Annotated in this window: 24 protein-coding genes; 11 read left to right on the plus strand and 13 right to left on the minus strand. The window is 51.3% G+C overall.

What is annotated here, in order from left to right; all coding sequences use genetic code 11:
• Positions 1 to 10: 10 nt before the first annotated feature.
• The 4 genes from pyrF to ihfB form a co-directional block, all read right to left on the minus strand.
• Positions 11 to 715, minus strand: a complete 705-nt coding sequence (gene pyrF / locus Kalk_RS03510) for an orotidine-5'-phosphate decarboxylase (RefSeq protein ID WP_101892879.1) — start codon at positions 713 to 715, stop codon at positions 11 to 13.
• Positions 716 to 751: 36 nt separating this feature from the next.
• Positions 752 to 1924 carry a lipopolysaccharide assembly protein LapB gene (lapB, locus tag Kalk_RS03515; RefSeq protein WP_101892880.1) on the minus strand — a complete coding sequence of 391 codons (1173 nt, stop codon included), beginning with the start codon at positions 1922 to 1924 and terminating at the stop codon, positions 752 to 754.
• A gap of 1 nt (position 1925) precedes the next feature.
• A complete protein-coding gene (locus tag Kalk_RS03520) occupies positions 1926 to 2237 on the minus strand; it encodes a LapA family protein (protein ID WP_101892881.1) in 312 nt (103 codons plus the stop codon).
• 100 nt (positions 2238 to 2337) lie between these two features.
• Positions 2338 to 2652 (minus strand): integration host factor subunit beta, encoded by a 315-nt coding sequence (ihfB, locus tag Kalk_RS03525; protein ID WP_101896203.1) that lies wholly within the window; start codon positions 2650 to 2652, stop codon positions 2338 to 2340.
• Between the two features lie 368 nt (positions 2653 to 3020).
• Between ihfB and Kalk_RS03530 the strand changes: the two genes are divergently transcribed.
• On the plus strand, positions 3021 to 4466 hold the full coding sequence (locus Kalk_RS03530; protein ID WP_101892882.1) for a rhomboid family intramembrane serine protease: 1446 nt from the start codon (positions 3021 to 3023) through the stop codon (positions 4464 to 4466).
• Between the two features lie 152 nt (positions 4467 to 4618).
• Complete coding sequence (locus Kalk_RS03535; protein WP_101892883.1) at positions 4619 to 5869, plus strand: acyl-CoA dehydrogenase family protein; 1251 nt, start codon at positions 4619 to 4621, stop codon at positions 5867 to 5869.
• A gap of 43 nt (positions 5870 to 5912) precedes the next feature.
• On the opposite strand, the gene Kalk_RS03540 is transcribed toward Kalk_RS03535, so the two are convergent.
• Positions 5913 to 6458, minus strand: a complete 546-nt coding sequence (locus Kalk_RS03540) for an arylesterase (RefSeq protein WP_233716805.1) — start codon at positions 6456 to 6458, stop codon at positions 5913 to 5915.
• A gap of 153 nt (positions 6459 to 6611) precedes the next feature.
• Between Kalk_RS03540 and Kalk_RS03545 the strand changes: the two genes are divergently transcribed.
• The 6 genes from Kalk_RS03545 (at position 6612) to Kalk_RS03570 (ending at position 14962) form a co-directional block, all read left to right on the plus strand.
• Positions 6612 to 7289, plus strand: a complete 678-nt coding sequence (locus Kalk_RS03545; RefSeq protein WP_101892884.1) for an ABC transporter ATP-binding protein — start codon at positions 6612 to 6614, stop codon at positions 7287 to 7289.
• Positions 7286 to 9772, plus strand: a complete 2487-nt coding sequence (locus tag Kalk_RS03550; RefSeq protein WP_101892885.1) for an ABC transporter permease — start codon at positions 7286 to 7288, stop codon at positions 9770 to 9772. Before Kalk_RS03545 ends, Kalk_RS03550 begins: the two co-directional genes overlap by 4 nt.
• 6 nt (positions 9773 to 9778) lie before the next feature.
• Positions 9779 to 11677: an ATP-binding cassette domain-containing protein gene (locus tag Kalk_RS03555; protein WP_101892886.1), complete on the plus strand. Its 1899-nt coding sequence runs from the start codon at positions 9779 to 9781 to the stop codon at positions 11675 to 11677.
• 556 nt (positions 11678 to 12233) lie between these two features.
• On the plus strand, positions 12234 to 12950 hold the full coding sequence (locus tag Kalk_RS21740) for a methyl-accepting chemotaxis protein (RefSeq protein ID WP_267892448.1): 717 nt from the start codon (positions 12234 to 12236) through the stop codon (positions 12948 to 12950).
• A gap of 20 nt (positions 12951 to 12970) precedes the next feature.
• On the plus strand, positions 12971 to 13267 hold the full coding sequence (locus tag Kalk_RS03565; protein WP_101892888.1) for an STAS domain-containing protein: 297 nt from the start codon (positions 12971 to 12973) through the stop codon (positions 13265 to 13267).
• Positions 13268 to 13291: 24 nt separating this feature from the next.
• Complete coding sequence (locus tag Kalk_RS03570) at positions 13292 to 14962, plus strand: ATP-binding SpoIIE family protein phosphatase (protein ID WP_101892889.1); 1671 nt, start codon at positions 13292 to 13294, stop codon at positions 14960 to 14962.
• A 9-nt stretch (positions 14963 to 14971) separates the two neighbouring features.
• Here Kalk_RS03570 and Kalk_RS03575 read toward each other — a convergent pair whose 3' ends face one another.
• Complete coding sequence (locus Kalk_RS03575; RefSeq protein ID WP_101892890.1) at positions 14972 to 15976, minus strand: AraC family transcriptional regulator; 1005 nt, start codon at positions 15974 to 15976, stop codon at positions 14972 to 14974.
• Between the two features lie 310 nt (positions 15977 to 16286).
• On the opposite strand from Kalk_RS03575, the gene Kalk_RS03585 reads away from it, so the two are divergent.
• Both Kalk_RS03585 and Kalk_RS03590 read left to right on the plus strand, forming a co-directional pair.
• Positions 16287 to 17423, plus strand: coding sequence for an acyl-CoA dehydrogenase family protein (locus Kalk_RS03585; protein ID WP_101892892.1), 1137 nt, complete (start codon positions 16287 to 16289; stop codon positions 17421 to 17423).
• 138 nt (positions 17424 to 17561) lie between these two features.
• The gene (locus tag Kalk_RS03590) at positions 17562 to 18464 is read left to right on the plus strand and encodes an SDR family oxidoreductase (protein ID WP_101892893.1); all 903 of its coding nucleotides are present in this window, start codon (positions 17562 to 17564) and stop codon (positions 18462 to 18464) included.
• Between the two features lie 66 nt (positions 18465 to 18530).
• Here the strand turns inward: Kalk_RS03590 and Kalk_RS03595 are convergent, their stop codons facing one another.
• On the minus strand, positions 18531 to 19316 hold the full coding sequence (locus tag Kalk_RS03595; RefSeq protein WP_101892894.1) for a thioesterase family protein: 786 nt from the start codon (positions 19314 to 19316) through the stop codon (positions 18531 to 18533).
• A gap of 15 nt (positions 19317 to 19331) precedes the next feature.
• A complete protein-coding gene (locus Kalk_RS03600) occupies positions 19332 to 19718 on the minus strand; it encodes a SirB2 family protein (RefSeq protein WP_101892895.1) in 387 nt (128 codons plus the stop codon).
• A 21-nt stretch (positions 19719 to 19739) separates the two neighbouring features.
• On the opposite strand from Kalk_RS03600, the gene Kalk_RS03605 reads away from it, so the two are divergent.
• The gene (locus Kalk_RS03605; protein WP_101892896.1) at positions 19740 to 20777 is read left to right on the plus strand and encodes a DUF2804 domain-containing protein; all 1038 of its coding nucleotides are present in this window, start codon (positions 19740 to 19742) and stop codon (positions 20775 to 20777) included.
• Between the two features lie 61 nt (positions 20778 to 20838).
• Here the strand turns inward: Kalk_RS03605 and Kalk_RS03610 are convergent, their stop codons facing one another.
• The 5 genes from Kalk_RS03610 to Kalk_RS03630 all read right to left on the minus strand — a co-directional run bounded on the left by Kalk_RS03610 (position 20839) and on the right by Kalk_RS03630 (position 25760).
• Positions 20839 to 21270, minus strand: a complete 432-nt coding sequence (locus Kalk_RS03610; RefSeq protein WP_101892897.1) for a phosphate ABC transporter substrate-binding protein — start codon at positions 21268 to 21270, stop codon at positions 20839 to 20841.
• 14 nt (positions 21271 to 21284) lie between these two features.
• A complete protein-coding gene (locus Kalk_RS03615; protein ID WP_101892898.1) occupies positions 21285 to 22799 on the minus strand; it encodes a hypothetical protein in 1515 nt (504 codons plus the stop codon).
• A gap of 459 nt (positions 22800 to 23258) precedes the next feature.
• A complete protein-coding gene (locus Kalk_RS03620; RefSeq protein ID WP_101892899.1) occupies positions 23259 to 23552 on the minus strand; it encodes a DUF503 domain-containing protein in 294 nt (97 codons plus the stop codon).
• Positions 23552 to 24100 (minus strand): histidine phosphatase family protein, encoded by a 549-nt coding sequence (locus Kalk_RS03625; protein ID WP_101892900.1) that lies wholly within the window; start codon positions 24098 to 24100, stop codon positions 23552 to 23554. The genes Kalk_RS03620 and Kalk_RS03625 overlap by 1 nt, the downstream gene beginning before the upstream one ends.
• 34 nt (positions 24101 to 24134) lie before the next feature.
• Complete coding sequence (locus tag Kalk_RS03630; protein WP_101892901.1) at positions 24135 to 25760, minus strand: OmpP1/FadL family transporter; 1626 nt, start codon at positions 25758 to 25760, stop codon at positions 24135 to 24137.
• Positions 25761 to 25939: the final 179 nt, after the last annotated feature.

A 25939-nucleotide genomic window follows, 5' to 3' on the forward strand; every position in this document is an offset into this window, starting at 1 on the left:
GTGTTAAAAATCAGGCCTGTGCAGCGAGGCTCTTCAAGACATTATCTAACGCCACACGAGGATTGGAAGCCTGAGCGATGGGGCGACCGATCACCATATAGTCCACCCCCGCAGCCACGGCATCAGGCGGCGTCATGACTCTGCGTTGATCCCCAGCTTCTGATCCCACCGGTCGAATACCGGGCGTAACCAGGCTGAAATCGGCCCCAAACATTGGCTTCAGAATCGGTGCTTCCTGGGCAGAGCACACGACTCCATGCAAGCCTGAGTCCTTGGTAAGCTGAGCCAGTCGCTTAACCTGATCAATAGGCTCGAGATCCAAGCCCAGCTCTGTTAAATCGCTGCGCTCCATACTGGTAAGCACGGTAACGGCAATCAACTGGGTTCCTGTACCGGCCTGATCGACGGCTTTGCGGGCAGCTTCCATCATACGGCGACCGCCGCTGGCATGGACGTTCACCATCCAAACCCCAAGATCTGCCGCCACCCCACAGGCTTTGGCTACGGTGTTGGGGATATCGTGGAATTTCAGATCCAGAAACACTTCAAAGCGCTTTTGATGCAGCGCCTTTATGATGGATGGGCCTTCGCGGGTAAACAATTCTTTGCCCACCTTGATACGACACTTGGCCGGATCCAGTTGGTCAGCCACTTCCAGAGCCTGTTCACGATACTGAAAGTCCAGCGCCACTATGATGGGTGATTGACATGCCATGGGTATGCTCCTGATTAATCTATGCGCCAGAAACGACTATTCGCCTTCCAGACCCTGGATCGGCCGTACCGCCCCCCAGGTCTTACAAGTGGGGCATTTCCAGTGCAAGGTTTTGCCGTCAAACCCGCACTCGGTACACCGATAGATGGGCTTGTCTTTAATGAGTTTTTGGGTAAACGCCTGGAGGATGCCAAGATTATCTTTTTCATCACCCTCTGCGCGGGACATCTGCAAACTGATCAACCGATCCAGCCCTTTTACCGACGGCCGCTTCTTGAGATATTCAGACAAAACGAAAGCTCCGGACTGCTCCCCTTCCAGCTGCGTTACCAGATCCGATAATTCTATCACGATGGAGATTGCGGGAGTTTTCTCAAGACACTCAAACAGATATTTGGATAACTCGCTCATTTGACCGAGCTTTTCGTAGTTATCGTGCAACAAGGGCAGCGTATCGGGTACAAAGGCTGGATCTTGATCCAGCACCTTGCGCAACACTTTAACCGCCTCGCCATGATTGTTGGTTTCGGTTTCAAGCTCCGCCAGTATCATAGTGGCACGCACGCAGCATTTATCGGCTTGCTGTGCTTTTTTCACCTCCCGCCGCACCTGAACGTAATCCCCCAACTTCAGGCCCTGTTCGGCCAGCTCACAATGATAGTGGGCCAACCCAACCTGCAGCGACTTGCCTTTGGCAATCAGTTTCTCTGCCACCTCAATGCATTGCAGCCACTCACGCTCTTGCTCGTAAATAGTGAGCAAATATTCCAGTGCCTTGACTTGATTGAGGTTGTTTTCTTCAGCAATTTCCTTCAACAGGCGCTCGGATCGATCCAAAACTCCTGCTTTAAGGTAATCACGAGCCAGCTCCAGTTTAACGGCAGAATGCTGGGCTTTGTTCAGGTCCGAGCGTGCCAGAAGATCCTGATGAATGCGAATCGAGCGATCCACCTCACCACGTCGCCGGAACAGACTGCCCATCACAATATGGGTTTCGAACGTATCGCCATTTACATCCAGGGTTTTGAGAAGCAGATCCACTGCCTCATCCTGCTTTTCATTCAATAGCAGATTAAGGCCATCAAAATATTCTTTACCAACACCAAAGGAAGGCTCAACCGGTGCCCTTTTTTTGCGTTCTGTCTTCCCCAGAAGCCACCCGATTACAATGGCGACAAAAAGCAGGACACCAACAAAAAGATCCACCATATCAGGTGGATTCCTTCAGGTTTCGTTCGCGCAGCTTACTAAGCTCTTTGGATAGTTTCTTTGCTTCGCGACGGGCAGCGTTCAACTCGATCCCCAGCACTATACAAATCAGCACACACAAACTGATACCGACCAGCACACCGGCAAAGAAAAAAATCATTCCGAAACGAGCCACGCTCATTTCGATCGGTTCGGCAAAGTAGATGAGGTCAACCAGAATATCCTGATCGTTCTGGATCTGATACATCCCCAACACAACAGACACCAGCAGGATCACCAGCACCAGCATGAAGGCTTTCAATATGTTTCCCATGTCTTGCTCTTTTTGGCGGCTAAGCGCGTCTCAGGCGCGCATAAAAAAACGGCATGGACTAATCATGCCGTTTTTATCAGGGAATTCAAGCGAATACGGCTTATACCGTGGGCGCACCTGAGGAGCCTTCGTCTTCATCTCCATTAACCCGGTCCCGCAGCTCCTTGCCTGGCTTGAAATGGGGAACGTACTTTCCGGTCAGATCGACGGATTCCCCGGTCTTGGGGTTACGGCCCAGCCTTGGCGCTCTGTAATGAAGTGAGAAGCTGCCAAAACCACGAATTTCGATTCTGCCACCGGTGGCCAATGCCTGGGACATTTCCTCCAGCATGGTTTTTACCGCCAGCTCGACGTCTTTCTGAGAAAGTTGAGATTGTCGCTGGGCAACCCGCTCAATCAACTCTGACTTGGTCAACACGGAATTTCTGTTGTCGTTTGTCCCGTTGTCTTCCATTTTCTCAGTACCTCCCGCAGTACTTATTTCCCTGAAGCGCTTCGTTGCGCGGTGAGTTTTCTGCACCAACCTACGAGACCAGCAGGACAAAGTAGCTTAACTCGTTGAGAAAACTGTACTTATTAATTTAACTCATGTTTTAAATATAGCAAACTCTGACGCTTTGCAAGCTCAAAATTTGGCCGCCAGATCTATGACCGGACAGTCACAACCAATTCCGGTGACTGTTTATCCATTTTTAGAACTAAATTCTATAAAAACCTGTTTTTCCTGATTTTTTTAAAGTTTGCTTTAATTAAACTGGGATCATTATTTGGGGGCTAGAAATTATGTTGATCATTCCCGCGGAACGGGGCATAGACTGGCGACGGGCACCTGTGGTTACCGGGGCGCTGATATTACTCTGTTTTCTGGTCTATTTTTCATGGCAATGGCGTGACGATCAACGGCTTCAGGGTGCCGCGGAGTATTATCTCGAGAACGGCATGCTGGAGCTGGAGTTTCCCAATTATATTAGCCACTTGCATCAGAATGGCCGCGAATCTGAAGCAGTCGAGCTGGAGACGATCTGGGATTCAGATGAGCGTGGAATAGCGGCCTATGCCATTCTTGGTGATAAGTCTTTCACGGTTGAAATGGATAAAACCGACATCCAGTTTTGGGGCAAGGATGTATACCGTAACTGGCGCACGACAAGGGATACGGTCAATGAGATGATCGCTGAAATCAGTGCCTTCAAACTGGGGCTGATCCCTGCCGAAAGCCGCGCCATTACCTACATTACCTACCAGTTCATGCACGGCGATACCATGCATCTTCTGGGTAATATGGTGATACTGGCATTGACGGGTATCGCGGTTGAAGCGGCCATCGGTTCAACCTACTTTCTGGTCTGTTACCTGTTCTGTGGTGTGATGGCAGGTTTGGCTTTCACTCTGTTTAACTGGAATGACTACGGCACCTTGGTGGGTGCGTCGGGTTCCATCTCCGGGGTGATGGGAATGTACGCAGCACTGTACGGACTGCGTAAAATACGCTTCTTTTATAGTGTTATCTTCTATTTTGGCTACTTTACGGCCCCTGCTTTGGTGATGTTGCCGGTGTGGCTGGCGTGGGAGTTGATCAATGCCCTGTGGGGCGAACACAACAACGTTGCTTATATTGCCCATGCCGGAGGGCTGCTGGCCGGAGGGTTAGGGATGATGGTGGGCCGCAACTATCTGGTTCAAGTGGAGGAAACCTATCTCGATCAAGCCCCTGACGAAGATGAAGAATATCGAAAAGCACTGGATGAATATCTGAAACAACTGGCCGCCTTTAATTTCGACTCAGCGCGCCGTAAGTTGAGCACTCTGGAAGCAACCTACCCTGACAAAAATGCGGTACTGGAACAACGGTATCTGTTAGAAAAACTCACACCAAACTCCGAGAGCTTCCATCAATACAGCCACAGCCTGCTGGCCCGCACAACAGCAGACACGGCAACCATGCACATGCTGCATGATGTATACCGCGACTACGTACCATTAATGGCAGATCACATTTTGCCCGACGAAACGCTGCTGAAGCTGATGCTTAACTTTTGTCAGATCGACGCCTGGGATACTGTTCAAACGATGGTGAGATTGGCGCAAAAGAAGCGCCTTAAAGACCCCATGCTGGTAAAAATTCTGCGATTACTGGCAAGAGGCATCAATGAGCAGGGCGAGCACCATCTAAGCATTCAGTTTCGCGACTTGGCTGACAGTTTGGAACAGTCTCTGCAAGAGCCCTGATTGACAGGATTCCCCTTTCGATAAGCAGTTTTGGTCATGTCCGCCTTTACGGGGATTGGGTATGCTGAATCACACAATGACTAAATGGTCATAATGCGTACCCAATACCCACGCCAATAATAAAAAGCACACCAACAATACAGGAGCAGGACATGATTGAATGGAGCGAGCCCCAGCGCATGCTGCGTACCGCTGTTCGCCAGTTTGTAGAGCGGGAAATTGCCCCCAATCTGGATCAACTGGAACACGGTGACACCCCACCCTACGAAACCTTGCGTAAATTCCTGAAAACCTTTGGCATCGATGCCATGGCGAAACAACGCTTTGAATCGGATCTGGCCAAAGAGCGCGCAAAACTGGCGGGCGAGCCGCCACCTGAAAAGGAAGAGAAAGATCCGGCTGTGGTGGAAATGATGCGTGGAGAAGAAGCCGCCATGCGCATGATTCCCAGTATCGAGCTATGCCGTTACTGCCCTGGTATGGTTACCGCTTTGGGCGTGAGCATGGGCCTTACCGCTGGCACCATCATGTCACGGGGCACTATTGCGCAAAAAGAACGCTGGGCATTGGATCTGCTCACCCTGGATAAAATCGGGGCCTGGGCCATCACGGAGCCAAATTCGGGCTCTGATGCCTTTGGTAGCATGAAAGCCACTTGCCGACGTACCGACGATGGCGGATACCTGCTGAACGGCAACAAAACCTTTATCACCAATGGCCCTTACGCCGACACCATTGTGTTCATCTGCAAACTGGATGAACCCGGCGTTGAGCCCAAGCAGCGCAAAGTGCTCAGTTTCGTTCTGGATACCGGTATGGAAGGCCTTAGCCAAAGCAAACCCTTCCGCAAAATGGGCATTCATTCATCCCCCACAGGTGAGCTGTTTCTACAGGATGTAAAAGTAGGCAAAGATCGCCTGCTGGGTGAAACCGAAGAAATATCCTACCGTAGCGGCGTGAAAGACACCTTCTCGGCAGAGCGCTCAGGCGTGGCGGCTATGGCACTGGGTATTACCGAACGCTGCCTTGAGCTAAGCGTGAAATACGCTAAAGAGCGGGTTCAATTTGGCAAACCCATCGGTGAATTTCAATTAATTCAGGCCAAACTGGCGAAGATGGAAGTGGCCCGCATCAATCTGGAAAACCTGGTGTTCCGCTATATCGAAACGGTCGCCAAGGGTCGCAGTATGACGCTGGCGGAAGCCTCTGCCATGAAACTCTATGCAGCCCAAACTGCGGTAGAAGTGGCCATGGAAGCGGTACAGATACACGGCGGCAATGGCTATATGGCCGAGTATCAGGTGGAACAGCTGGCTCGCGATGCCAAGATACTGCAAATTTACGGCGGTACCGACGAGATTCAGATCACCCACATTGCCCGCGACATGCTGTCACGCGCTTAAACAACGATCAACGATATCGGGGCAGGCTGAACACTATGCCTGCTCAGTTGTCCCTCTTCACCATAACGGGTTTAAGAAACTCCCAGACATTATCCGCAATCAATGGCTGGGCTTGCTGGTTAGGGTGGATACGATCAGCTTGCATCAAGTTGTCGATCCCTCCCACGCCATCCAATAAGAATGGCAGCAGCGCCACATCGTTACGCTCGGCCACATCCACAAAAACCTGCTCAAAACGGCTGCGATATTTGTTGCCATAATTGGGAGGAATTTTGATACCCAACAATACTGGCTGTGCACCGCTCTCCTCCACTGCATCCACCATTGCCTGCAGATTGGCCTCCATTGCCACCAGCGACATCCCCCGCAAACCATCGTTGCCGCCTAACTCTATCAGCACCCAAGCGGGGGTTTCCCGCTCCAACAACGGTTTTATGCGCGCCACCCCGCCGGAGGTGGTCTCGCCACTGATACTGGCATTAACCACTTTTACGGGCTGAGCCTCCCGCGCGAACCGCTGACTCAGCAGAGTCACCCACTCCTGCCCCTGCGCAATACCGTAGCCCGCACTGAGACTATCCCCCAGCACCAGCAAAACCCGATGAGGAGCTGGCTGCGCTGCACTTACAGCACCGCTAAAGCAAACAACAATTAGAATTAAACTAAATACTGAAAATAATGGTCTCATCATTTGTTAGCATAACCACTCAGTGCAATTCATGAGAATGGAACCTTACCCCTTATGCCGCAAAACAGCCAATCCGTCCTGCTCGCCGATAACGTAGGTAAAACCGTACAGATGCCTGATCAGCAACTTACCATTCTGTCCAACATCAATCTGCAGGTTGCCGCAGCGGAATCCTTAGCCATTGTAGGGGAATCAGGATCAGGTAAATCCACCCTATTGGGACTGTTGGCAGGCCTGGATGTTCCCAGCACTGGCTCCATTTCGCTGATGGGAGAAAAACTGGAAACTCTGACAGAAGATCAACGGGCACGAGCAAGAGCCGCCCACGTGGGCTTTGTCTTTCAGTCATTCCAGTTATTGCCCAACCTCACGGCGCTGGAAAACGTCATGCTTCCTCTTGAGATTGCCAACGGCGGTGAGGTACGCAAAAAAGCCCAGGCAATATTGGAACAGGTGGGCCTGGGTAAACGCATCAGCCACTACCCCAATCAACTATCCGGCGGTGAGCAACAACGGGTCGCCCTGGCACGAGCCTTTGTAACGGAGCCGGCCATCCTGTTCGCCGACGAGCCCACCGGCAACCTGGATACACACACCGGCGAATCCATCGCTGACCAATTATTTGCGCTGAACGCGAATCGCAACACCACTCTGATACTGGTCACCCACGACATGAAACTGGCACAGCGCTGCCAGCGCACCGTCATCATGAATGCAGGGCAACTACAATGAAACACGTCCTGCTGGCCCTGCGACTCTTAAAGAGAGACTGGCGTTCTGGGCATCTCAATCTGCTGCTGATCGCGCTGTTTGTAGCCGTCACCACCCACAACACCATTGGCTTTCACAGTGAGCGCATCGAAAACGCCATGGAATTGCAGGCAGCAAACCTGATGGGTGGCGATCTAGTGGTGCGCAGCCCGGTTAGCATCAGTGATTTCCCATCCGTTACAGACAGCATCACCGCCGCCACGGCCGTTGAATTTTCCAGCGTGGTAATGGCAGGTGATGCCATGCAGCTGGCATCTATCAAAGCAGTGACCGCTCATTACCCCTTGAAAGCACCGCTTAAAATAAGCGATCAGCCCTTTGAGCAAGATTACGAAACCAACCAAGGCCCCGCTCTTGGTAAAGCCTGGCTGGAACCCCGGTTGTTCAACGTACTGGGCGTAAAAGAAGGGGATATGATTGATGTTGGTGACACTCAGCTACAAGTAGAAAAGGTACTGACCTTTGAACCGGACCGCGGTGGCAGCTTTTATGCGTTCGTACCACGCTTGATGATGCATGCAGATGATCTGGCCAAGGCCAACCTGATCCAGACCGGTAGCCGGGTGGATTACTATTATCAGTTTGCAGGCCCAACCGCAGCCATCGAATCCCTTAAAAATGCAGTAGAACCTTTGCTGCAGCCAGGCCAATCCGTTCTATCCATTCATTCACGTCAGCGTACCGTAAGTGCGGCCTTGAACCGGGCTCAAGGCTATCTGCAATTGGCCAGTCTGATGGCTATTTTACTGGCATCAGTAGCGCTGGCCATGGGTGCACAGTTCTTTAGCGAGACCCGCTTCGATACCGCTGCGCTGCTGCGTTGTTTTGGCCTGCAATCCCGGCAGATTCTGCTGGTATTCAGCGTTCAGCTGATCGCGTTGGCGCTCATCAGCGGCGTGCTGGGCGGCAGCCTGGGCTGGATTTTACACTTTTCCCTCAGTGAACTGCTGGCCGGGTTATTGCCCAAAGACATCCCCCTACCCTCCGCTGCACCTTTTTTCAGCGGCCTTGCTCTGGCGTTGATTATTCTGCTGGGCTTCAGCCTGCCTGCTCTGGTGCAATTGCAACGCACCTCCCCCCTGCGAGTGCTGCGCCGCGATCTAACCCCTGCCCCCCTGTCAAAATCCCTGTTTTACATAGTGGTGATTGTTTTAATTGGCGGGTTGATGCTTTGGTATACCCGTGACCCAGTGCTGATCGCAGCGATACTGCTGGGCAGCGCAGCCGCCTGGCTGATCACCTACCTGCTCACTGCATTGTTCGGCCTCCTGATCCGCGCTATCGGCCAGCGCAGTTCTCTGTCCTTGCAGGCAGGCTTGCGCAACCTGAGCCGCCGTCAAATAAGCACCCGGGTACAACTGCTGGGATTCGGCCTCACCGCCATGGCCATGCTGATCATCCTGCTGGTAAGAGGGGAGCTGATTGATACCTGGCAAAAACAACTGCCGGAGCAGGCGCCCAACCATTTTGTGTTAAACGTGCTGCCCCAGGATGCCGCAGGTTTTGCACAGCACCTAGGCAAGAACCAGATCCAAACCCAGCCCCTCTACCCCATCGTGCGGGGCCGCCTCACCCACATCAACCGCAACCCCATAGCCGAGGCCGTGACGAAAGAAGAAGGCGAACAGCAGGAGGAAGCCCTCAACCGGGAGCTGAACCTGAGCTGGTCAAGCACCCTGCCCAGCGACAACAACATCGTGGCCGGGCACTGGTGGGATAAGATCGCCGACGATGGGCAACGCAGAGTCTCCATTGAGCAGCGACTGGCCAACCGTCTCGACATCAACCTCGGCGACGAACTCAGTTTCTTTGTAGCCAGTCAAACGTTCAGTGCTACTGTCAGCAGCATCCGCACCGTTAAATGGGAATCGTTCCAGCCCAACTTCTACCTGATGTTCAATCCAGGCGGTTTGGATGATCTGCCTGCCACCTATCTCACCAGCTTTTATCTGGAGAGCGAGCGCAAGCACCTGCTCAAACCACTGGTGCAGCAGTTCCCTGCCATTACGCTGCTGGAAGTCGATGTAATCCTAAAGCAAGTCAGAACCATACTGAATCAGGTCAGCGCCGCGGTGGAGTTCATCCTGCTGTTTGTGCTGGCAGCAGGGCTTACCATCACCCTGGCCACCCTTATAACCACCATGCCCCAGCGCTACAAAGAAGGCGCAATCATGCGCACCCTGGGGGCAACACGCCGCCAGCTCATCATCCAGCAGTGGTCTGAGTTCTTCGCCATTGGCGCGCTGTCTGGCCTGGTTGCCTGTTTCGGTGCCGAAATGGCCCGTTTCGGTATTTATCTAAAGCTGTTGTCTATCCCCTATACTCCCAACCCCTGGATCTGGATAATAGTGCCCCCACTTATGGGCCTGTTGATTGGGTTAGCCGGGCAGATCAGCAGCAAACGCATCCTCAATCAAAGCCCGGCGTTAGCATTGAGAGAATAAAACCCTATGTCCCTACTACGACTTCGTGACATTCATCTGGCCTTTGGCGGGCCGGAACTGTTGAGTGGCGCCAACCTGAACCTGGAAAAAGGCGAGCGCGTGTGTCTGGTGGGGCGCAACGGAACCGGAAAATCCACCCTGCTCAAAATCGTCAGTGGCCAAATCAAGGCCGACGAAGGCCAAATTGAAATGACGCCAGGCACCAAAATCGCCTGGCTGGAACAAGAAGTGCCGAAAGGCACCACAGGCAGCGTCTACGACGTGGTAGCCTCGGGCCTGGGGAAAGTGGGCGACCTGATCAAACAATACCACCACCTTATCGAGGAAGTCGCCGAAGGCAGCGAAGCGGCTTTCGCCAAGTTGGAGACAGTACAAAAAGCACTGGAGGCCGAAGATGGCTGGGCGCTACAGCAGCGCGTGGACACCACGCTCTCCAAGCTCTCACTCAACGGTGACGTACCTTTCGAAGCCCAGTCCGGCGGGGTCAAGCGGCGCGTGTTACTGGCCCGAGCCTTAGTGCAAGAGCCCACCATTTTGCTCCTGGACGAGCCCACCAACCATCTCGACATTGAATCCATAGCGTGGCTGGAAGACTTCCTGCTGAGCTACAAGAACAGCGTCCTGTTCATCACCCACGACCGCGCTTTCCTCAGCAAACTGGCCACCCGCATTGTGGATCTTGATCGTGGTCAGCTCACCAGCTGGCCCGGCAACTACGAGACCTATCTGCAGCGCAAAGCCGATGCGCTGGAGGCTGAAGCCGCAGAATGGGATCGTTTTGACAAAAAGCTGGCTCAAGAAGAAGTCTGGATTCGACAGGGTATCAAAGCCCGCCGCACCCGCAACGAAGGCCGGGTCCGAGCACTGGAAGCCATGCGCAATGAACGCTCCCATCGACGGGAACGTCAAGGCACAATGAACGCCACCATCCAGCAAGGGGACCAAAGCGGCAAAAAAGTCATCGAAGCCAAAAACATCAGTGTCAGCTTTGATGGACGCCCCATCATCAAGAATTTTTCAACGTTGGTGTTAAGAGGCGATCGCATCGGCATCATCGGCCCCAATGGCGTGGGCAAATCGACCCTGATTCAAGCATTATTGGGCAAATTGGAGCCGGACACAGGTGAAATCACCATAGGCACCAACGTCGAAATCGCCTATTTTGACCAGTTACGCGCCCAGCTGAACGAAGAACTCAGCGTACGAGAGAACGTTGGCCAGGGCAGCGATACCGTCACCATCAACGGCCAAAGCAAACACATCATGGGTTATCTGCAGGATTTCCTCTTCAACCCTGAGCGGGCTCGCACCCCGGTACGTGCGCTCTCCGGTGGCGAACGCAACCGTCTGCTGCTGGCCAAACTGTTCACCCAACCGTCCAACGTACTGGTGCTGGACGAACCCACCAATGACCTCGACATTGAAACACTCGAACTGCTGGAAGAACTGGTAGATCAGTATCAGGGCACCATCCTACTGGTGAGCCACGACCGGGCCTTCCTCAACAACATCGTCACCAGCAGCATCGTATTTGAAGGTGATGGCAACCTGGCAGAGTACGTGGGTGGCTACGATGACTGGTTGCGCCAGCGGCCAAGCACGCCAGCCATCAAAACCACGAGCAAGGAGCCGGCACAATCAGCACCCGCCAGCAAACCAGCCAGTAAACCCGACAAAAAACTGAGCTTTAAAGAACAACGAGAGCTGGAGGCGCTGCCTGAAGCACTCGAAAAGCTGGAGCAGCAACTGGAAACAGTTCACCAGCAATTGGCAGATCCCGGCTTATATCAACAAACGCCCGAGCAAATAGCTGAGGTAAAACAACAAGCTGAACAGTTGGAAAAGCAACTGGAAACCACATTCGCTCGCTGGGAAGAACTGGAGACGTTAAAAAACAACAACTAATGCAGCGCCGAGACTGGAAAAAAAGCCCAACTGATCTAAACTGATTATAAAACAAGCAGTTACCAACATCATTGGCTTTTTTGGGTGAACGGATAGTACTTTGACCAAGACTCAAGTCACATCAGTTGTGTTAGGCGTTGTCGTCGCGGCGGGCATTCTGTTCAGCGAAAATACGGTTGTGGAAGCCGCTCTGATAGGGGCTTTCGCCGCCGTCATGTTTGCACTGTGGTGGGGCCAGCGCGCCAAAGCCGCAAATCAGGCACAGCAACCGGTCATGCATCCATTAAGCGCGCAGCCATCTGTCAATGCAGCCATCCGCGACAACGAAGCCAGCTACGAAAACATTACCCGCAAAGTCCATTCCCTGGACAAAGCCATTCGTGACAGCAGCGCAACACTGTCCAGCAGCTTTTCGGGCCTCGGCAGCACCTCAAATCAAAGCAACATGTTGATCAATGAGGTCATGAAATCCGTTACTGGCCACCACAGCCAGCAAAATAGCGATGAAGAAAACGTCACGGTCGAGAAGTTCGCCAGCGAAGTGAGCGACATCCTGATGCAATACGTATCGTTGTTGATTGATGTGAGCGAAAAGAGTGTTCAGGCAGTTCATCACATTGGCGACATGGTGAGCGAACTGGATCAAATGTTCTCGCTTCTGGCAGACATTCGCACCATTGCCGAACAAACCAACTTGCTGGCTCTAAACGCAGCCATTGAAGCGGCCCGCGCCGGGGAAGCCGGTCGCGGCTTTGCCGTGGTAGCCGATGAAGTGCGTAAACTCTCCCAGGACACAAACCGTCTTAGCGATCAGATCCGTAACCGTGGCGAAGTCACCAAATCCACAGTCACCATGGTACGTGAAATTGTAGGGGCTATCGCCTCACTGGATCTGAACGACGCCATCAATGCCAAGGGGCACGTCGACAATATGCTGCAGGGTTTAGAAGAAACCAATCAACATATTTCCAGCACCATGGATCAACTTAACTCGCTGAACGTGGACGTCAATCGCCATGTCAGCACTGCAGTGCAGGCCATGCAATTTGAAGACATCATTACCCAGATCATCTCAGAAATCAGCCAGGATCTGGAACGGTTGGACTCCGTCAACCTCGTATTAGGTGACGTTTGCGCATCCGCCAACATTCAAGAAAACCACATGGACCGAGTATCCAAGTTGGAAAATGTACTCGCAGTGAAGAAAAAACAGTCCATAATGCGGGATAGCGTCAACGACGCATCCGCAGAGGGCAATATCGATCTTTTCTAATCTCGGCAAGGAGAAAACCAATGCCTGTTGAAAGCACCTCATCCAGCGATGGCAAAACCATCACCATCGGCATCAGTGGCCGTTTCGACTTCGAAATTGTGCAGGAATTCCGCGCTGCATATGGCGAGAAAAAAGACGTCGACTTTGTTATCGATATGCGCGCTACCGAGCACATGGACAGCTCTGCCCTGGGCATGCTGCTGAACATGCGTAAAAGCCTGGGCGACAGCGCCAAAATCGCGATCATCAACTGTCGACCGCAGATCAAAAAAATACTGACCATTTCGAGATTCGATAAAAAGTTCGACATCGAGTAAGCTCGCCAACGGAGTGGAGCTGTCATGAAAATTCTGGTGGTGGACGACACCGAAGCCAATCGCAAACTATTGGCTTGGATGCTTGAAGACGATGGCCATACAGTAATAGAAGCCGTTAATGGTCAACAGGCCGTAGAATTATTCAAGGAATCCGAACCTGACCTGGTGCTCATGGACGTCATGATGCCGGTGATGGATGGTTTTGAGGCCACCCAGGCCATAAAGGAATACCTGGGCGGCACCCACGTCCCCATTATTTTTCTCACCGCCCTCTCCGACGATGCATCTCTCACCAAATGCCTTTCTATCGGCGGTGATGACTTCCTCAGCAAACCTATTAACGAACAGGTTTTACAGGCAAAAATCAAAGCTCATACCCGTATTAAGGATTTGACCGAACAGCTGAAACGACAAAACAAAGAACTGACCTTAATGCATCAGTTCACATTGCGAGAGCACGAAATCGCCAAGAACGTGTTCGATAGCGCGCTGGCCGCCAGCATTCTAGACAGTAAAAACACGCGCCATTACATCTCTCCGGCAGCCACCTTTAACGGAGATCTGCTGCTTGTTTCCATCAGCCCCTCCGGTGGCCTTTACGCCATGATGGCCGACTTCACAGGCCATGGCTTACCCGCAGCGATTGGCGCGCTGCCCGTCTCCCAGGCGTTTCTGGAAGCAGCCCAACAAGGAGCTTCCGTCAGCAGCATCGCCAGAGAATTAAACAGTACACTAGAAAAGTTTCTACCTGACGACATGTTTGCTGCCGCAGCCATCGCAGAACTGAACGCCGATGGCAGCAGGCTTACACTGTGGCTGGGCGGCATGCCTGATGCCATACTCACCGATTCGAGTGGAAAGCTAAAACAACTGATCGAATCCACTCACATGCCACTGGGCATACTAGAAGACGAAGAATTCGAACGGGAAGCCAACATTCTGGAGGTCGTCAGCGGCGACCGCCTCTATTTGTACACCGACGGCATCCCCGAATCCCTGAACCCACAGGGAGAAATGTACGGCGAAGAACGACTGCTAAAACATTTTGATGGCAGCTCCAACGATCCAGTCAAACACCTTATCGACGAAGTTAACGCATTTACCGGCAACAAAGATCAAAACGATGACATCACTCTGCTGGAGTTGACCTGCAAACCGGTGGAAGCCAACATCACAGGTGACGCCTCAGTACTGACGCTGAATCACGCCCTGCCCTGGAAATTCAGAATGTCGCTCACGGCAGAAGAGCTGCGCAAGCCAACCTCCCCTGTCGGACAAATAGTCGATATGATCGCGGCCGCCCCTGGTATCGAATCCCACAAAGACTATCTGCACACCATCATGGCAGAGCTATTCTCAAACGCTTTAGAACACGGGGTGTTGGGGCTAAGCTCAGAGCTTAAAAAAACCGAAGACGGATACCTGGAATACTACCAACAACGCGAAGAAAAACTGCAAGCACTGCAAAGCGGTCAACTGGACATCACCATCACTTTCCGCACCGAAGGCCCAAAAGGCTACCTCACTTTGCGGCTGGATGATTCCGGCCCCGGCTTTGACTTTGAAAACCGCAACCACTCAGGCGATGATGATTCATTCGGTCGCGGGGTTGACCTGATAGAAACGCTCTGCGAAAAAGTTACCTATAGCCAGGGCGGCACACGAGTAGAAGCAGAATACACCATCTACACCTGATGCCTGGTTTCAGCCAAGCAACTCTTGACGATAGGCCGATGGCGTTTTACCCGTCCACTTCTTAAATGCGCGATGAAATGAACTGGCCTCTGAAAAACCCATTAACAGCGCAATTTCATCAATGGTCAATTCCGGTTTGGATAAATAAAAGATGGAGGCATCCTTACGGATCGTATCTTTTATTTCCTGGTAGCTGGTGTTTTCATCCTTCAAACGGCGACGCAAAGTCTGCGGGGTCATCGCCAACTTCTCGCACACTATCGAGAAGTCAGGGAAGTTGTTACCGAACTCCTTACTGATGATACTGCGAATCTGAGCGTTCAGGCTGGCATTTTCAATATCACCATCCATCAACTCTTCTAAGGATGCTTTCAAAAACTTGCTCAGAGAAAGCTGATTCTGTACCAGAGGCATGGACATATAACGACTGTCCAGCACGATTTCACAGCGCGACTGGGCATAATGCACCTGACAGGGGAATTGATTGGAAAATTCACCATCATCAAAACAGTCAAAATCCAGATTAATGCGTTTTGGCACGATCTGTTGGCCAATCAGCCAACTGAGAAAACGCAACGTAAGAAACACCACAGCCTCCATAATGTGAGGCCGAAACATCACCTCACCGCGCGAGACAAACTGTATACAAGCATCATCACCGACTGGCAGCAGGCGACTGGCAATCGCATAATCAAACAACTCATAGAACTTGGCACCGCGACGAATTGCTTTCTCAAGCGTAGCGCAATTGATAACGGCGTGGGCCATCATACTGAAGGTGCCAGGTTTTGAAACGCGGCCAGAGCCGAACCCCATGAACTCATCCTCAGTGTGCCGCATTACGGTCAACATCAGATGAATAAACGCTTTTTTATCCACTCTTGCGTCAGGATCTGTCAGCGCGGACACATCAATGCCACACTCCTGCAACAACAACTCGGTACTGAAACCTCCTCGCTTGGCGGCTTCAAGAAGCAAAAGCACCTGACTTATTGGGATGGATCTAGAACTCACAGAAAAGCCTTTAATTTATTTATAAATCAACAGTTTGTATAGGCTCGACAGGTTTGCGTAATTTCCCTAAGCTCCGTATGGGGGCTACAATGAATAAATGGCAAACAGCCAACAACTTTACTGGCTTCCATGACGAAGTTCCAGTCCTTGTCGTTTTAGGTCATGAAAAATGGCACATTAAGTCATTGTTGCAAATGGTGCCCACACCAATAATTGCGACTATACAGTCTGGCATGATTTGGGCAAGCAACATTTATAGTATGTGGAATTACCGGTATTAAACGGCAATTCCAAGAAACCGGAGAAAACCATGAGTTTTGACAACAGATCCATTTTCGAAGAAGAGCATAAGGTTTTTCGAGACAACTTCCGTCGCTTCTGTGAAGAAGAAGTAAAGCCTTACCAAGAAAAATGGATCGAGCAAGGTATCGTTGATCGTGAAATCTGGGAAAAGGCAGGCGAAAACGGCTTTCTTGCTCCCAAGGTAGACGAAGAATACGGCGGCTTGGGCCTGGCTGACTTCCGCTACAACCAAATCATGATCGAAGAGCTAGCCTATGTGGGCGAAAGTGGTTTCGCTCTCAGCCTGCATAACGATGTTATTGCGCCCTACATCAGCGCTTACGCCACCGATGAGCAGAAGCAGCGCTGGCTGCCAGGAATTTGCAGCGGTGAAATCATCCTGGCAATCGCCATGACCGAGCCTGATACCGGTAGCGACCTGCAAGCCATCAAATCGCGCCTGGAAGACAAAGGCGATCATTACATTCTGAATGGCTCCAAAACCTACATCAGTAACGGCATCATCTCTGATCTGGTGATCGTTGCCGCCAAAGCACCAGAAGGTGTCACCCTAGTGTGTGTTCCACGCGGAGCCGAAGGCTTCAATCGCGGTCGCAACCTGAAAAAAATGGGTATGAAATCTCAGGACACCGCAGAGCTGTTTTTTGAAAACGTAGTGGTACCTAAAACAGACGTACTGGGTGTTCCTGGTCAGGGCTTTATCTACCTGATGCAAAAACTGGCCGAAGAGCGACTGGTATGTGCAGTAGGTGCAATCGCCTCCTCCGTATACGCGTTCAACGAAACGCTCAAATACGTGAAAGAACGAACAGCTTTCGGCAAACCCATCGGCAAGTTCCAGAACACTCGCTTCCGCATGGCTGAAATGAAAACTGAAATCACCATCGGACAAGTATTTATAGACAACCTCGTCACCAAACTAAACGATGGCAAACTGACGCCAGACGAAGCCAGCATGGCTAAATGGTGGTGCACCGATCTACTGAATCGAGTCGTAGACAGCGGCGTGCAGTTCCACGGTGGCGCGGGATACATGATGGAATACCCCATTGCACGGGCCTATGTGGATGCACGCATTACCCCAATCTTTGCTGGCACCAACGAAATCATGAAAGAGATCATTGGCCGCAGCCTGGGGCTGTAAAACCCGGCATTGAACGGTACAAGAGAGGCTGGTCTTCAGTCGGCAAAGGAGGCGGTTTCATACCGCCTTTTTTGTGCCAGCCCACTGTTCAACCCATAAATACAAATCCAATAACAAGAAAAGTCAGGAGCACATAACATGACATCGGTACGATTCGACGAACGTGTCGTCATAGTAACGGGCGCAGGTAACGGCCTGGGCAAAAGCCACGCTCTGGAATTCGCCCGCCGAGGCGCTAAAGTCGTTGTCAACGATTTAGGTGGCAGCGCCTTCGGCGATGGTGCCAGTAAAAGCGCAGCGGATCTGGTGGTGGATGAAATCATCGCCGCCGGGGGCGAAGCCGTGGCCAACTACGATTCTGTCACCGATGGCGAAAAAATCGTTCAATCCGCACTGGATAACTTTGGTCGTATTGATGTGGTCATTAACAACGCAGGCATTCTGCGTGATAAAAGCTTTATCAAAATGACCGAGGATGACTGGGACCTGGTCTATCAAGTACACGTAAAGGGCGCCTTTAAGGTCAGCCACGCGGCGTGGCCTTATATGCGCGAAGCGGAATACGGCCGCCTGATCTTTACAGCCTCCGCTGCTGGTATTTACGGCAACTTTGGCCAAGCCAACTACAGCATGGCCAAACTGGGTCTGCACGGCCTGAGCCAGACACTGGCTATCGAAGGCAAAAAGGCAAATATATTGGTCAATACCATTGCACCCATCGCTGGATCAAGGCTCACAGAAACCATACTTCCACCACCGCTGGTAGAACAACTAAAACCGGAATTCGTTACTCCTCTGGTGGTAAAACTTTGCGATGAGAACAGTCACGATACTGGTGGCCTATATGAGGTTGGGGCTGGTTGGATGGGCCAGCTGCGCTGGGAGCGCAGCAAAGGCGTCGGCTTCAATCTTGGTAATGGCATCAGCGCCGAAGACGTTAACGACAACTGGGCCGCCATCACCGGTTTCGACAACGCAGACCACCCCCGCAGCGGGCAGGAAGCCATGATGGCAATGATGCAAAACCTGCAGAATCGCTGATCGCTCATAAACAAAAAGGCCCTGTCATTCAGGGCCTTTTGCTGCAACCAAACCGGGTAGTGCACACTAAAGCGCCCCACCTCTATACTTAGCCAACTGGCGACTCAACGCCACCAACTCACCCCGCGAATCCCAGATCTCACCATCTTCTTCCATCAACCCATTAATCAGATAACGGGTTCGAAATCGAGCAGTCAACAACCCGGGTGCAGGTTTGGCGCGCACATGTACCGTTAACTCCAAGGTAGGCACCCACCCCACTGCCCCAAACTTTGAAAACGTCGTCGGCGGCACACAATCAGCAAAAAACGGCAGAGACATCACATCAGGCTCAGTGCCGTCACGCAAAAAAGCCATCAGCTCGTGATCCATACGATCAGCGGTTTTTCCCCGCAACCAATCTGCAGTAACAGGCGAGAACAATAGCTCTACCCGCTCGTGTATTGCCAGAAAACGCGGCGACGTCAGGCATTTCTCCCGCTGAATCTCTGGCGGCTGATCACCAACCCAAGTGACACCACTGGTTTCTTCCAAGTCTCCGTAGGTCGCGGTGAAACGTACTCGCTCTTTGCCTTCCTGCACAAACTTCAGTGCCGCCGTGGATACCGTATTACCCTGCCGAATCACCTCTAAGTGCAGATCCGCTGGCCCCACCATAGCCTTCTCAACATAATGCCCGGTGATGGTCAAAGGGTCGGGGTGCGACAATGATTCACTAAATGCCCTTGCCGCAATCGACATCATATAACCGCCATTGGGGATGCCATTCACGCTCCAACGGTCGGTTACATTAGCCTTCAAGATATTGTCGGCAACACGCTCAACCGCCGTATCGTCCCAAAACTCACTCATCGGTTCACCTGCCAATTACAGTAGCGACAAAAAGCCCATTGGATTGTGAGTACGCGCCACCGACATGGTAAACACAAAAGCCACCAACGCAGCGGCAAAGGCCACGGCCCGAATCATCTTGGTTTTACCACGCTTCAGTGCCACCACACCCAAAACGATATAGGCCACCAACGCAACAACCTTAACCGTCAACCAGCTTTGCTCAAATGGGTACTGCTGCGACATTACACACAGCACTATGGCACACAGTAACAACAAGCTATCATTTACATGAGGTAAGATCTTTACCCACTTTTTTTGCAACATGCCGGAATCCATTAACATCCAGCAGCCGCGAACCAGGAAGAACAGACCACTGATCACCGCGAACATCATGTGGCTGTGCTTGAAAGCGATATACATATTTCACCCCGTAGAAGAACAATGACTCTAAAGAAAGCCACATACGATAAGTTGATTAAGCCCGATGGGCAACCGCAATATGGACGATTTAACAAACCTTTTGCAGAGATAAATTATCGCGACTTCGATTACTGCAACAATATGGATAAACCGGCCAGCAGGTTGCAAAAGCACTTCCACTACAACCAGTTTCATTTTCTCGGCATTCACAGCCCCGATTTTACAATGGCCTGCGCCATTGCCAACGTACGTTACGTCGCCAATGCCTTTGTTTACCTATTTAACCACCAAAGTGGCGAACTGCATCAACGAAGCTTTATTCAGCCATTAGGCCTGCGCTGCAAACAATCCAATCAGCCATTTCACGGTTTGAGCCGTTTCACGAAAGGCGATGCCCAATTCGAGATACTGGGGCGCAGTGCCCCGAACCGTTACGATCTCAGTGTCAAAATCGGCAAATCCATCAGCATCGACGCAACCATAACAGCACCAGACACCCTTGAGCCCACTGCCCTGTGTACCCACACCGGATATAACGGCTGGGCCTATACCCAAAAGCTCAACACGCTCTCCGTAGAGGGCTATATCCACTGGAAACAACACACTCTGGCACTGGAGCAAGACCGATGCCTGGCCAGCAGCGACTGGAGCTGTGGCTATATGCGACGGGAAACCGCCTGGAACTGGGCCAGCATCAGCGCTTTTCTGCCAGATCAAACGCGCCTGGGTCTGAACCTGGCATGCGGTGTTAACGAAACCAGTTTCAATGAAAACACCTTATGGATAAATGGAACCGCACACGAGCTTGAATCCGCCGTGTTCGAGTTTGATCGTAAAAATCGTATGGCCCCATGGCAGATCACCACTCGAGATCGCAAAGTTGAGTTAACCTTTGTGCCGGAAGCCCGCCATGAGGAAAAAGTGAACGCGTATCTGGTTGCATCCAATTTTTCGCAACTGCCCGGTCGATATTATGGAACCGTTCAAGATCGCGACTGTCACACCTATAAGCTTGATGGGGTGTACGGCTTAGCCGAGGATCACTATGCCAAATGGTGAGGTCACGCATAAAAAAACCGCGCCTTGTGAGCGCGGTTTTTTTAAAGGAAGCGATTAACCGTTATTGCGCGGTATAAATCACTTTTACACCTTCAGCAACCGAAGCAGAGTCGATATAGCCAACGGCTTCATCGTCTTCCAATACGGTTTCCAGTACTTCAGCATCATCAAAGTACTGCTTGGGGGGTTTACCTTTACCCGTGAAGATCAATCGAGACCAATAGGCGTTCAACTGCGAGGGCGTTTTGTCTACCACTTTTTCGTAGAACGTCGCTCTGGCCTCGTTACCTTCAGCCTGATCTACCGGTGTGGCAGATACTCCACCGATGTCGTTACGCTTACCCAGGAACAATTGCTGAATATCACCAGAGCTTGCGCTGTTAAGAGAAGAATTGGCGTTAACAATTACAACCACCTCAGCCGAAGCAAAGGTTGCAGCCATCATCAAACCAGCCGTGGACAGTACTCGTGCGAGTTTTAGTTTTATAGTCATTATCTGCTCCCCCCTTAAAATACAGCGTCGATTGAGAAGGAGTAGATAGCGGTATGATTACCCGCCGCGTCTGGATTTGTTGCATCTGTCTTGGCAAAGCGTCCGGAACCTTGGAATTCCTGGGTAACAGGGGTCCCTCCAACTACGCCAAACGTTGGCCCTGGTGCAACCACACCAATTACAGGATCAAAGCCTCCTGTAACGTCGTAACTGCCAAAATTCTCATAGTGGGCAACTTCAAGCTTAGCTTTAACTCGAGGGCTAATATCGTAGGTTAACCCCAGCGTATAGGATTGCTGCTGTTGAACCAGAGCTTGCATGCCACCCTGAAGTGTAAGTACGTCCTGAATATTTTGAGCTGTAACACCGGGTATACCATTAGCGACAGCAACATAAGCTGTTTCCGCCACCACCGAAGTGTAGTCAGTTACATCACTGATCTTCTCATCGTGATAACTATCGGTGTAGAACTTGGCAAAAGTCACATGTGGCATCCACTTGCCAAAACGATAACCAACCGTGATGTATCCACCATCGCCAGCAGGCTGAGGAACATCTTCCACCCTAAGGTTGGATATCTCAGCCATAACCAACAACTTACCATTGTCGTACATCCCAGCAGCAGACATATACTGAGTGCGCGCGTTGGTTAATACCGTTTCTGTGATCGGATCTGGCACCCCTAAAGCATTACCAAGTGTAATTACACCTGAGGTTCCGGCCACTAAAGTCGCACCAGCACCACCTTCAACCAAGTTCTCAACATCCAGTGATCCTGTGTTATAACCAATTCGGAAGGTAAAATCATTCCATTCGGCAAACAGGGCCGTACCCCACTGCTGATTCAATGAGAAATCGGCTTCTAGCAAATCGCTTTCACCTGCCGTACTGCCAGCGTAGGCCTGCAATGTGAAGTTAATATCGGCAAGGTTGAAATTATACAGCGCAGAGAGGCCATCAGTACTGCTGAGAGGAATGTTGTACATTTCGATAGGCGGACGCACCCAAGGATACGCATAACCCACATCCAGATACTCTGACAGCAAGTAATAAGGAATACGGCTGCGGCCAACACGCAAAGTGAAATCATCCGTCATTTTGTAAGACAGATATGCCCACTCAGCCTCAACATCGTAGTTATTGACCCCTTTACTTACCAACTGGGCAGTAGCATCAATATCCTCAGAGACCTCAAAGGTCATCTGAATACCCATTTTGGAAACAGAAGTTGAATTGTAGTCATCCTCAATTCCGTAGAATTGTTCAACCACATTATCGCTGTCCAGGGTAGCCGCACCACCCGAGAAGAACCCATTGATCTTCAATCGGTCAGCGGCATCTGATAATCGTGAACGGTTTTCTTTAACGGCAGCTCGAGTCCCCTTTAAACGGTTCTCAAGACGTTTTATTTGCTTTTCTTGTTGCTCTAACCTCTTTTCCAAGTCTGCGGTGGTTGCAGCAAGCACCGGCAGGCTGGAGAAGCAAAGAGTTAATGGCAACAAGGCTAAGGTCGCTTTCTTCTTAACCATTGTTGTTTCCTTTAGTATTAGACAAAACCCCCACCATCACGATTATAGGCAGCATAGTGATGGTGACTCAGACCTCTGCTGTCTATTCCGAAGTCTAGGCCAAATAACGGCAACATCAAAAAAAAATCATAAAAAACCGTCACAACTTGCTGATTTTTTGAAGAAATACTGACGCCAGCTCAAAAAACAGGCAAAAAATAGCCGGAACCATAAGGTGTACTTACGATCCGAGAATGTTTAATACACTTTTTCAGGGGCAAAAAAATGCCCGCTTGGGAGGCGGGCTAAGGGAATGCCCGATGAGGTCCGGGCGAGAAAGTATGCTAAATTTCAACAACAGATTGGTCGGCACAACCAAAAATTCTGTAGCTGGAGACCTTTTTAAGAAGATTTCCAACTTGAAATCAAGGTTATCAATTAATTTTAGAATAAACATACTAAAAGACTGTTAAAAACGGCTCAGAGCCATTCTCTTGAGTGCCACTGAATTTCCCCATCCACGATTTCCAAAGCGTGTGCCTGCAACGCACTGAGCTGTCTATCAAGGTGGGTGCGGCTGTTTCCCACCATGACGATGGCGATGCCCGCTCGCTGCCAGTCTTCCAGGCTCCCAACTTCTGCCACCGATGCATTGAACTGATTGCGTATCCGGTCACGGAAGCGGTTCACCACCTGTCGCTTATCCTTGAGGGATTGGCTATAGGGGATATGAATTTCCAACTCAGAATAAAGTATGCACGCCGTATCCGTCATCACAATACGCGGCTCTGCGCCTCCTGCCCCAAACTGATCAAATGCAGGCCAGTTGCCTGCCTCTCAAGACTAACCACCGAGCAATAGTCCGGCTGATAACAAACTAAGTTGGGCGCGCCACGCAACGCACCCACTACCGCGTTCATCACCATAAAATGAGTGAATATTACGGTGTTGTCAGGCGCATCCCGTAACGACTTCAGGATGGAATGTCGCCAGTCGAGCAACACCGTACCAGCATCGCTCCAAGGGCTATTGGCACAGCCCTGTAGCCAAGCTAAACGGTTCTCCAGGCTAATGTTTACTGGCGTTGGAATTTCACGGAAAGCATCGTTCAGCTGCACAGCCAAACGCGTTGACTGGCCCAGCGGCAACGCCGTCTCTCGGGTGCGCAATAAGGGGCTGGATATAAGATGCTCAATCTTTCTGTGCGCAAAGAACGGCAGCAGTGACTGAGCTTGCGCTCTGCCCCGCTCGCTTAGACCCGGATCAGGATTGTGTTGCCAGGAGGCCGCTGCCTCGCCATGTCGTACCAAATAGATTGTCATGGTAGCAGCCTAGCGTATTTTCAGCCCGCCCGCATCAGAACTGCCAGCTGTAACTGGCCTCGAACAAGTAGGCGGTTGCCTCGGTTTTGATGTCGAGGCCTGAATAGGGGTTATACAAAATATTGGTGTATGGATCCATACTGTTGGCGTTGGTGCTGCTGCCAGCAGGAATATCCGCTTCGGCACGCAGGTAACCGAAGGCAACGTCGAAATGCTTATCGGTTTGCCAGTCGTAACCAAAGCCAACCGTAAACAGGTTTGCATCACCTATTGGCAACAGCACGCCTTGTTTGTCGTCGGGAATGGATGACTTTCTTGGCTCCCAGCCCGCCCGCAGCGCAAGCCGATCGCTGTATTGATGTTCGATTCCAAAGGCCAGGTTCCACACGCTCTCATAGTGGCGCGGAATCGTCAGGGTATCTGACGTTGAATATTGCGGTGCCAAGGCTGCCGCTACAGCGGTAAATTCTTGCTTCTTGTCATACTCAATTTTCAAACCCTCCCATACTGCCCAGTCTGTCCATTTGGCATCCACATTTATCTTCCATTTGGGCAACACACGAACGCTCACACCGGTAGCAAAATGCGCTGGTGTTTTAAGATCAATGCTGGCATCACCTTCTTGCTCAGCCAGGCCAGAAGGCAAACCTAGCAGGGAAGTCAGCGCAGGCACATCCCGCTTGATGGCCCCGAACACACCCTGCCATTCATCAGAATAGGTCATGCGATAACTGCCTTTCATTCTGTTGGTGGCCTCTGTGTGATAGACAAAGCCCCAGGTAAACCAAGGCGTTGGCTCCCACAAGGCACCAAAGACCGCGGTCACAGAGAGCGGCGTTTCAACATCAACTTCTAACGTCACTGATTGTTCAAAGGGGTTAATCGACTCACCGCAAAAGGTAAAAGCCCCCCCCAGGCAGCCCGATCCGGAACCGATCTGATCCAACGCTGTGTTGACAACGCCAAGCAGCAGGTGGGATACCCGAAGATCGGTATAAGCAGAAATACCTTGATAGGAAAAGTGAATCCCCGCCCCCACAGACCACTCGTCATTCAGTTTAAAACCAATACTGGGGGAGAAGTATGTGATACGGGTGAGGGCCATCTCCTTGCCCATAAACCGGCCTGGATCGTCGTCATCCCGGACATAACCCGCCGCCATGGGAGCAAAAGCGGCGGTGCCCAATGCGTAATCTTTACCTGCAGGGCGAAACGCCGCACCACCGGTAGGAACAATCATTACCGGCAACGGCCATTCCTGCCGTCCATCGACAAACGGCACCTTAATTACAATGTCATCCGTTTCACTGACGCTGTTTTCAACTGAGTCTGTGGCCCCTACACCCCATGTGTCAATTTGCGCTTGAGCGTCAGGATGATAGCTGCCAAATTCAGCCTTAAAATTGAAATAGGCGGCGGTCAGTTTAAACAAGGCCTCCCGGCCTTGGATTCGAGCAAGGCCTGCGGGGTTGAAATGAATGGAGTCCACACCTGGAGGATCTGCAGTCACCGCATTGCCCAATGCTAGTGCCTTTGGATTGGCGATGGTTAAATTATCTACAAGCGCCGCAGAGCACAATGGTGAAACCACAAGCAAGGCAGACGCGCACACACGGTACAGCCAACCAAACGGTTGGCTGCCATCCTGACATTTGATCATGAAATCCCTCTACTAACTAAAAGGCCCATATACGGGCAAATAACTATTTGTTTTTATTAGAAATCCGTTCTAACTCACCAATAAACATGCTGCTGATTTATGCTGTTTGCTTGATGTTAGCGGCAGCAACAGTGAGACATTTTTTTCATTATGTCTAGTCTATCCAGTCCGATGGGTTT

The sequence above is a fragment of the Ketobacter alkanivorans genome, from assembly GCF_002863865.1.
GTDB lineage: Bacteria > Pseudomonadota > Gammaproteobacteria > Pseudomonadales > Ketobacteraceae > Ketobacter > Ketobacter alkanivorans.

Excerpts from the sequence above, each read along its gene's own strand:
- pyrF (WP_101892879.1), bottom strand. The coding sequence starts at position 715 with ATGGCATGTCAATCACCCATCATAGTGGCGCTGGACTTTCAGTATCGT.
- lapB (WP_101892880.1), bottom strand. The coding sequence starts at position 1,924 with ATGGTGGATCTTTTTGTTGGTGTCCTGCTTTTTGTCGCCATTGTAATC.
- Kalk_RS03520 (WP_101892881.1), bottom strand. The coding sequence starts at position 2,237 with ATGGGAAACATATTGAAAGCCTTCATGCTGGTGCTGGTGATCCTGCTG.
- Kalk_RS03530 (WP_101892882.1), top strand. The coding sequence starts at position 3,021 with ATGTTGATCATTCCCGCGGAACGGGGCATAGACTGGCGACGGGCACCT.
- Kalk_RS03535 (WP_101892883.1), top strand. The coding sequence starts at position 4,619 with ATGATTGAATGGAGCGAGCCCCAGCGCATGCTGCGTACCGCTGTTCGC.
- Kalk_RS03545 (WP_101892884.1), top strand. The coding sequence starts at position 6,612 with ATGCCGCAAAACAGCCAATCCGTCCTGCTCGCCGATAACGTAGGTAAA.
- Kalk_RS03550 (WP_101892885.1), top strand. The coding sequence starts at position 7,286 with ATGAAACACGTCCTGCTGGCCCTGCGACTCTTAAAGAGAGACTGGCGT.
- Kalk_RS03555 (WP_101892886.1), top strand. The coding sequence starts at position 9,779 with ATGTCCCTACTACGACTTCGTGACATTCATCTGGCCTTTGGCGGGCCG.
- Kalk_RS21740 (WP_267892448.1), top strand. The coding sequence starts at position 12,234 with ATGCAATACGTATCGTTGTTGATTGATGTGAGCGAAAAGAGTGTTCAG.
- Kalk_RS03565 (WP_101892888.1), top strand. The coding sequence starts at position 12,971 with ATGCCTGTTGAAAGCACCTCATCCAGCGATGGCAAAACCATCACCATC.
- Kalk_RS03570 (WP_101892889.1), top strand. The coding sequence starts at position 13,292 with ATGAAAATTCTGGTGGTGGACGACACCGAAGCCAATCGCAAACTATTG.
- Kalk_RS03585 (WP_101892892.1), top strand. The coding sequence starts at position 16,287 with ATGAGTTTTGACAACAGATCCATTTTCGAAGAAGAGCATAAGGTTTTT.
- Kalk_RS03590 (WP_101892893.1), top strand. The coding sequence starts at position 17,562 with ATGACATCGGTACGATTCGACGAACGTGTCGTCATAGTAACGGGCGCA.
- Kalk_RS03595 (WP_101892894.1), bottom strand. The coding sequence starts at position 19,316 with ATGAGTGAGTTTTGGGACGATACGGCGGTTGAGCGTGTTGCCGACAAT.
- Kalk_RS03600 (WP_101892895.1), bottom strand. The coding sequence starts at position 19,718 with ATGTATATCGCTTTCAAGCACAGCCACATGATGTTCGCGGTGATCAGT.
- Kalk_RS03605 (WP_101892896.1), top strand. The coding sequence starts at position 19,740 with ATGACTCTAAAGAAAGCCACATACGATAAGTTGATTAAGCCCGATGGG.
- Kalk_RS03610 (WP_101892897.1), bottom strand. The coding sequence starts at position 21,270 with ATGACTATAAAACTAAAACTCGCACGAGTACTGTCCACGGCTGGTTTG.
- Kalk_RS03615 (WP_101892898.1), bottom strand. The coding sequence starts at position 22,799 with ATGGTTAAGAAGAAAGCGACCTTAGCCTTGTTGCCATTAACTCTTTGC.
- Kalk_RS03620 (WP_101892899.1), bottom strand. The coding sequence starts at position 23,552 with ATGACGGATACGGCGTGCATACTTTATTCTGAGTTGGAAATTCATATC.
- Kalk_RS03625 (WP_101892900.1), bottom strand. The coding sequence starts at position 24,100 with ATGACAATCTATTTGGTACGACATGGCGAGGCAGCGGCCTCCTGGCAA.
- Kalk_RS03630 (WP_101892901.1), bottom strand. The coding sequence starts at position 25,760 with ATGATCAAATGTCAGGATGGCAGCCAACCGTTTGGTTGGCTGTACCGT.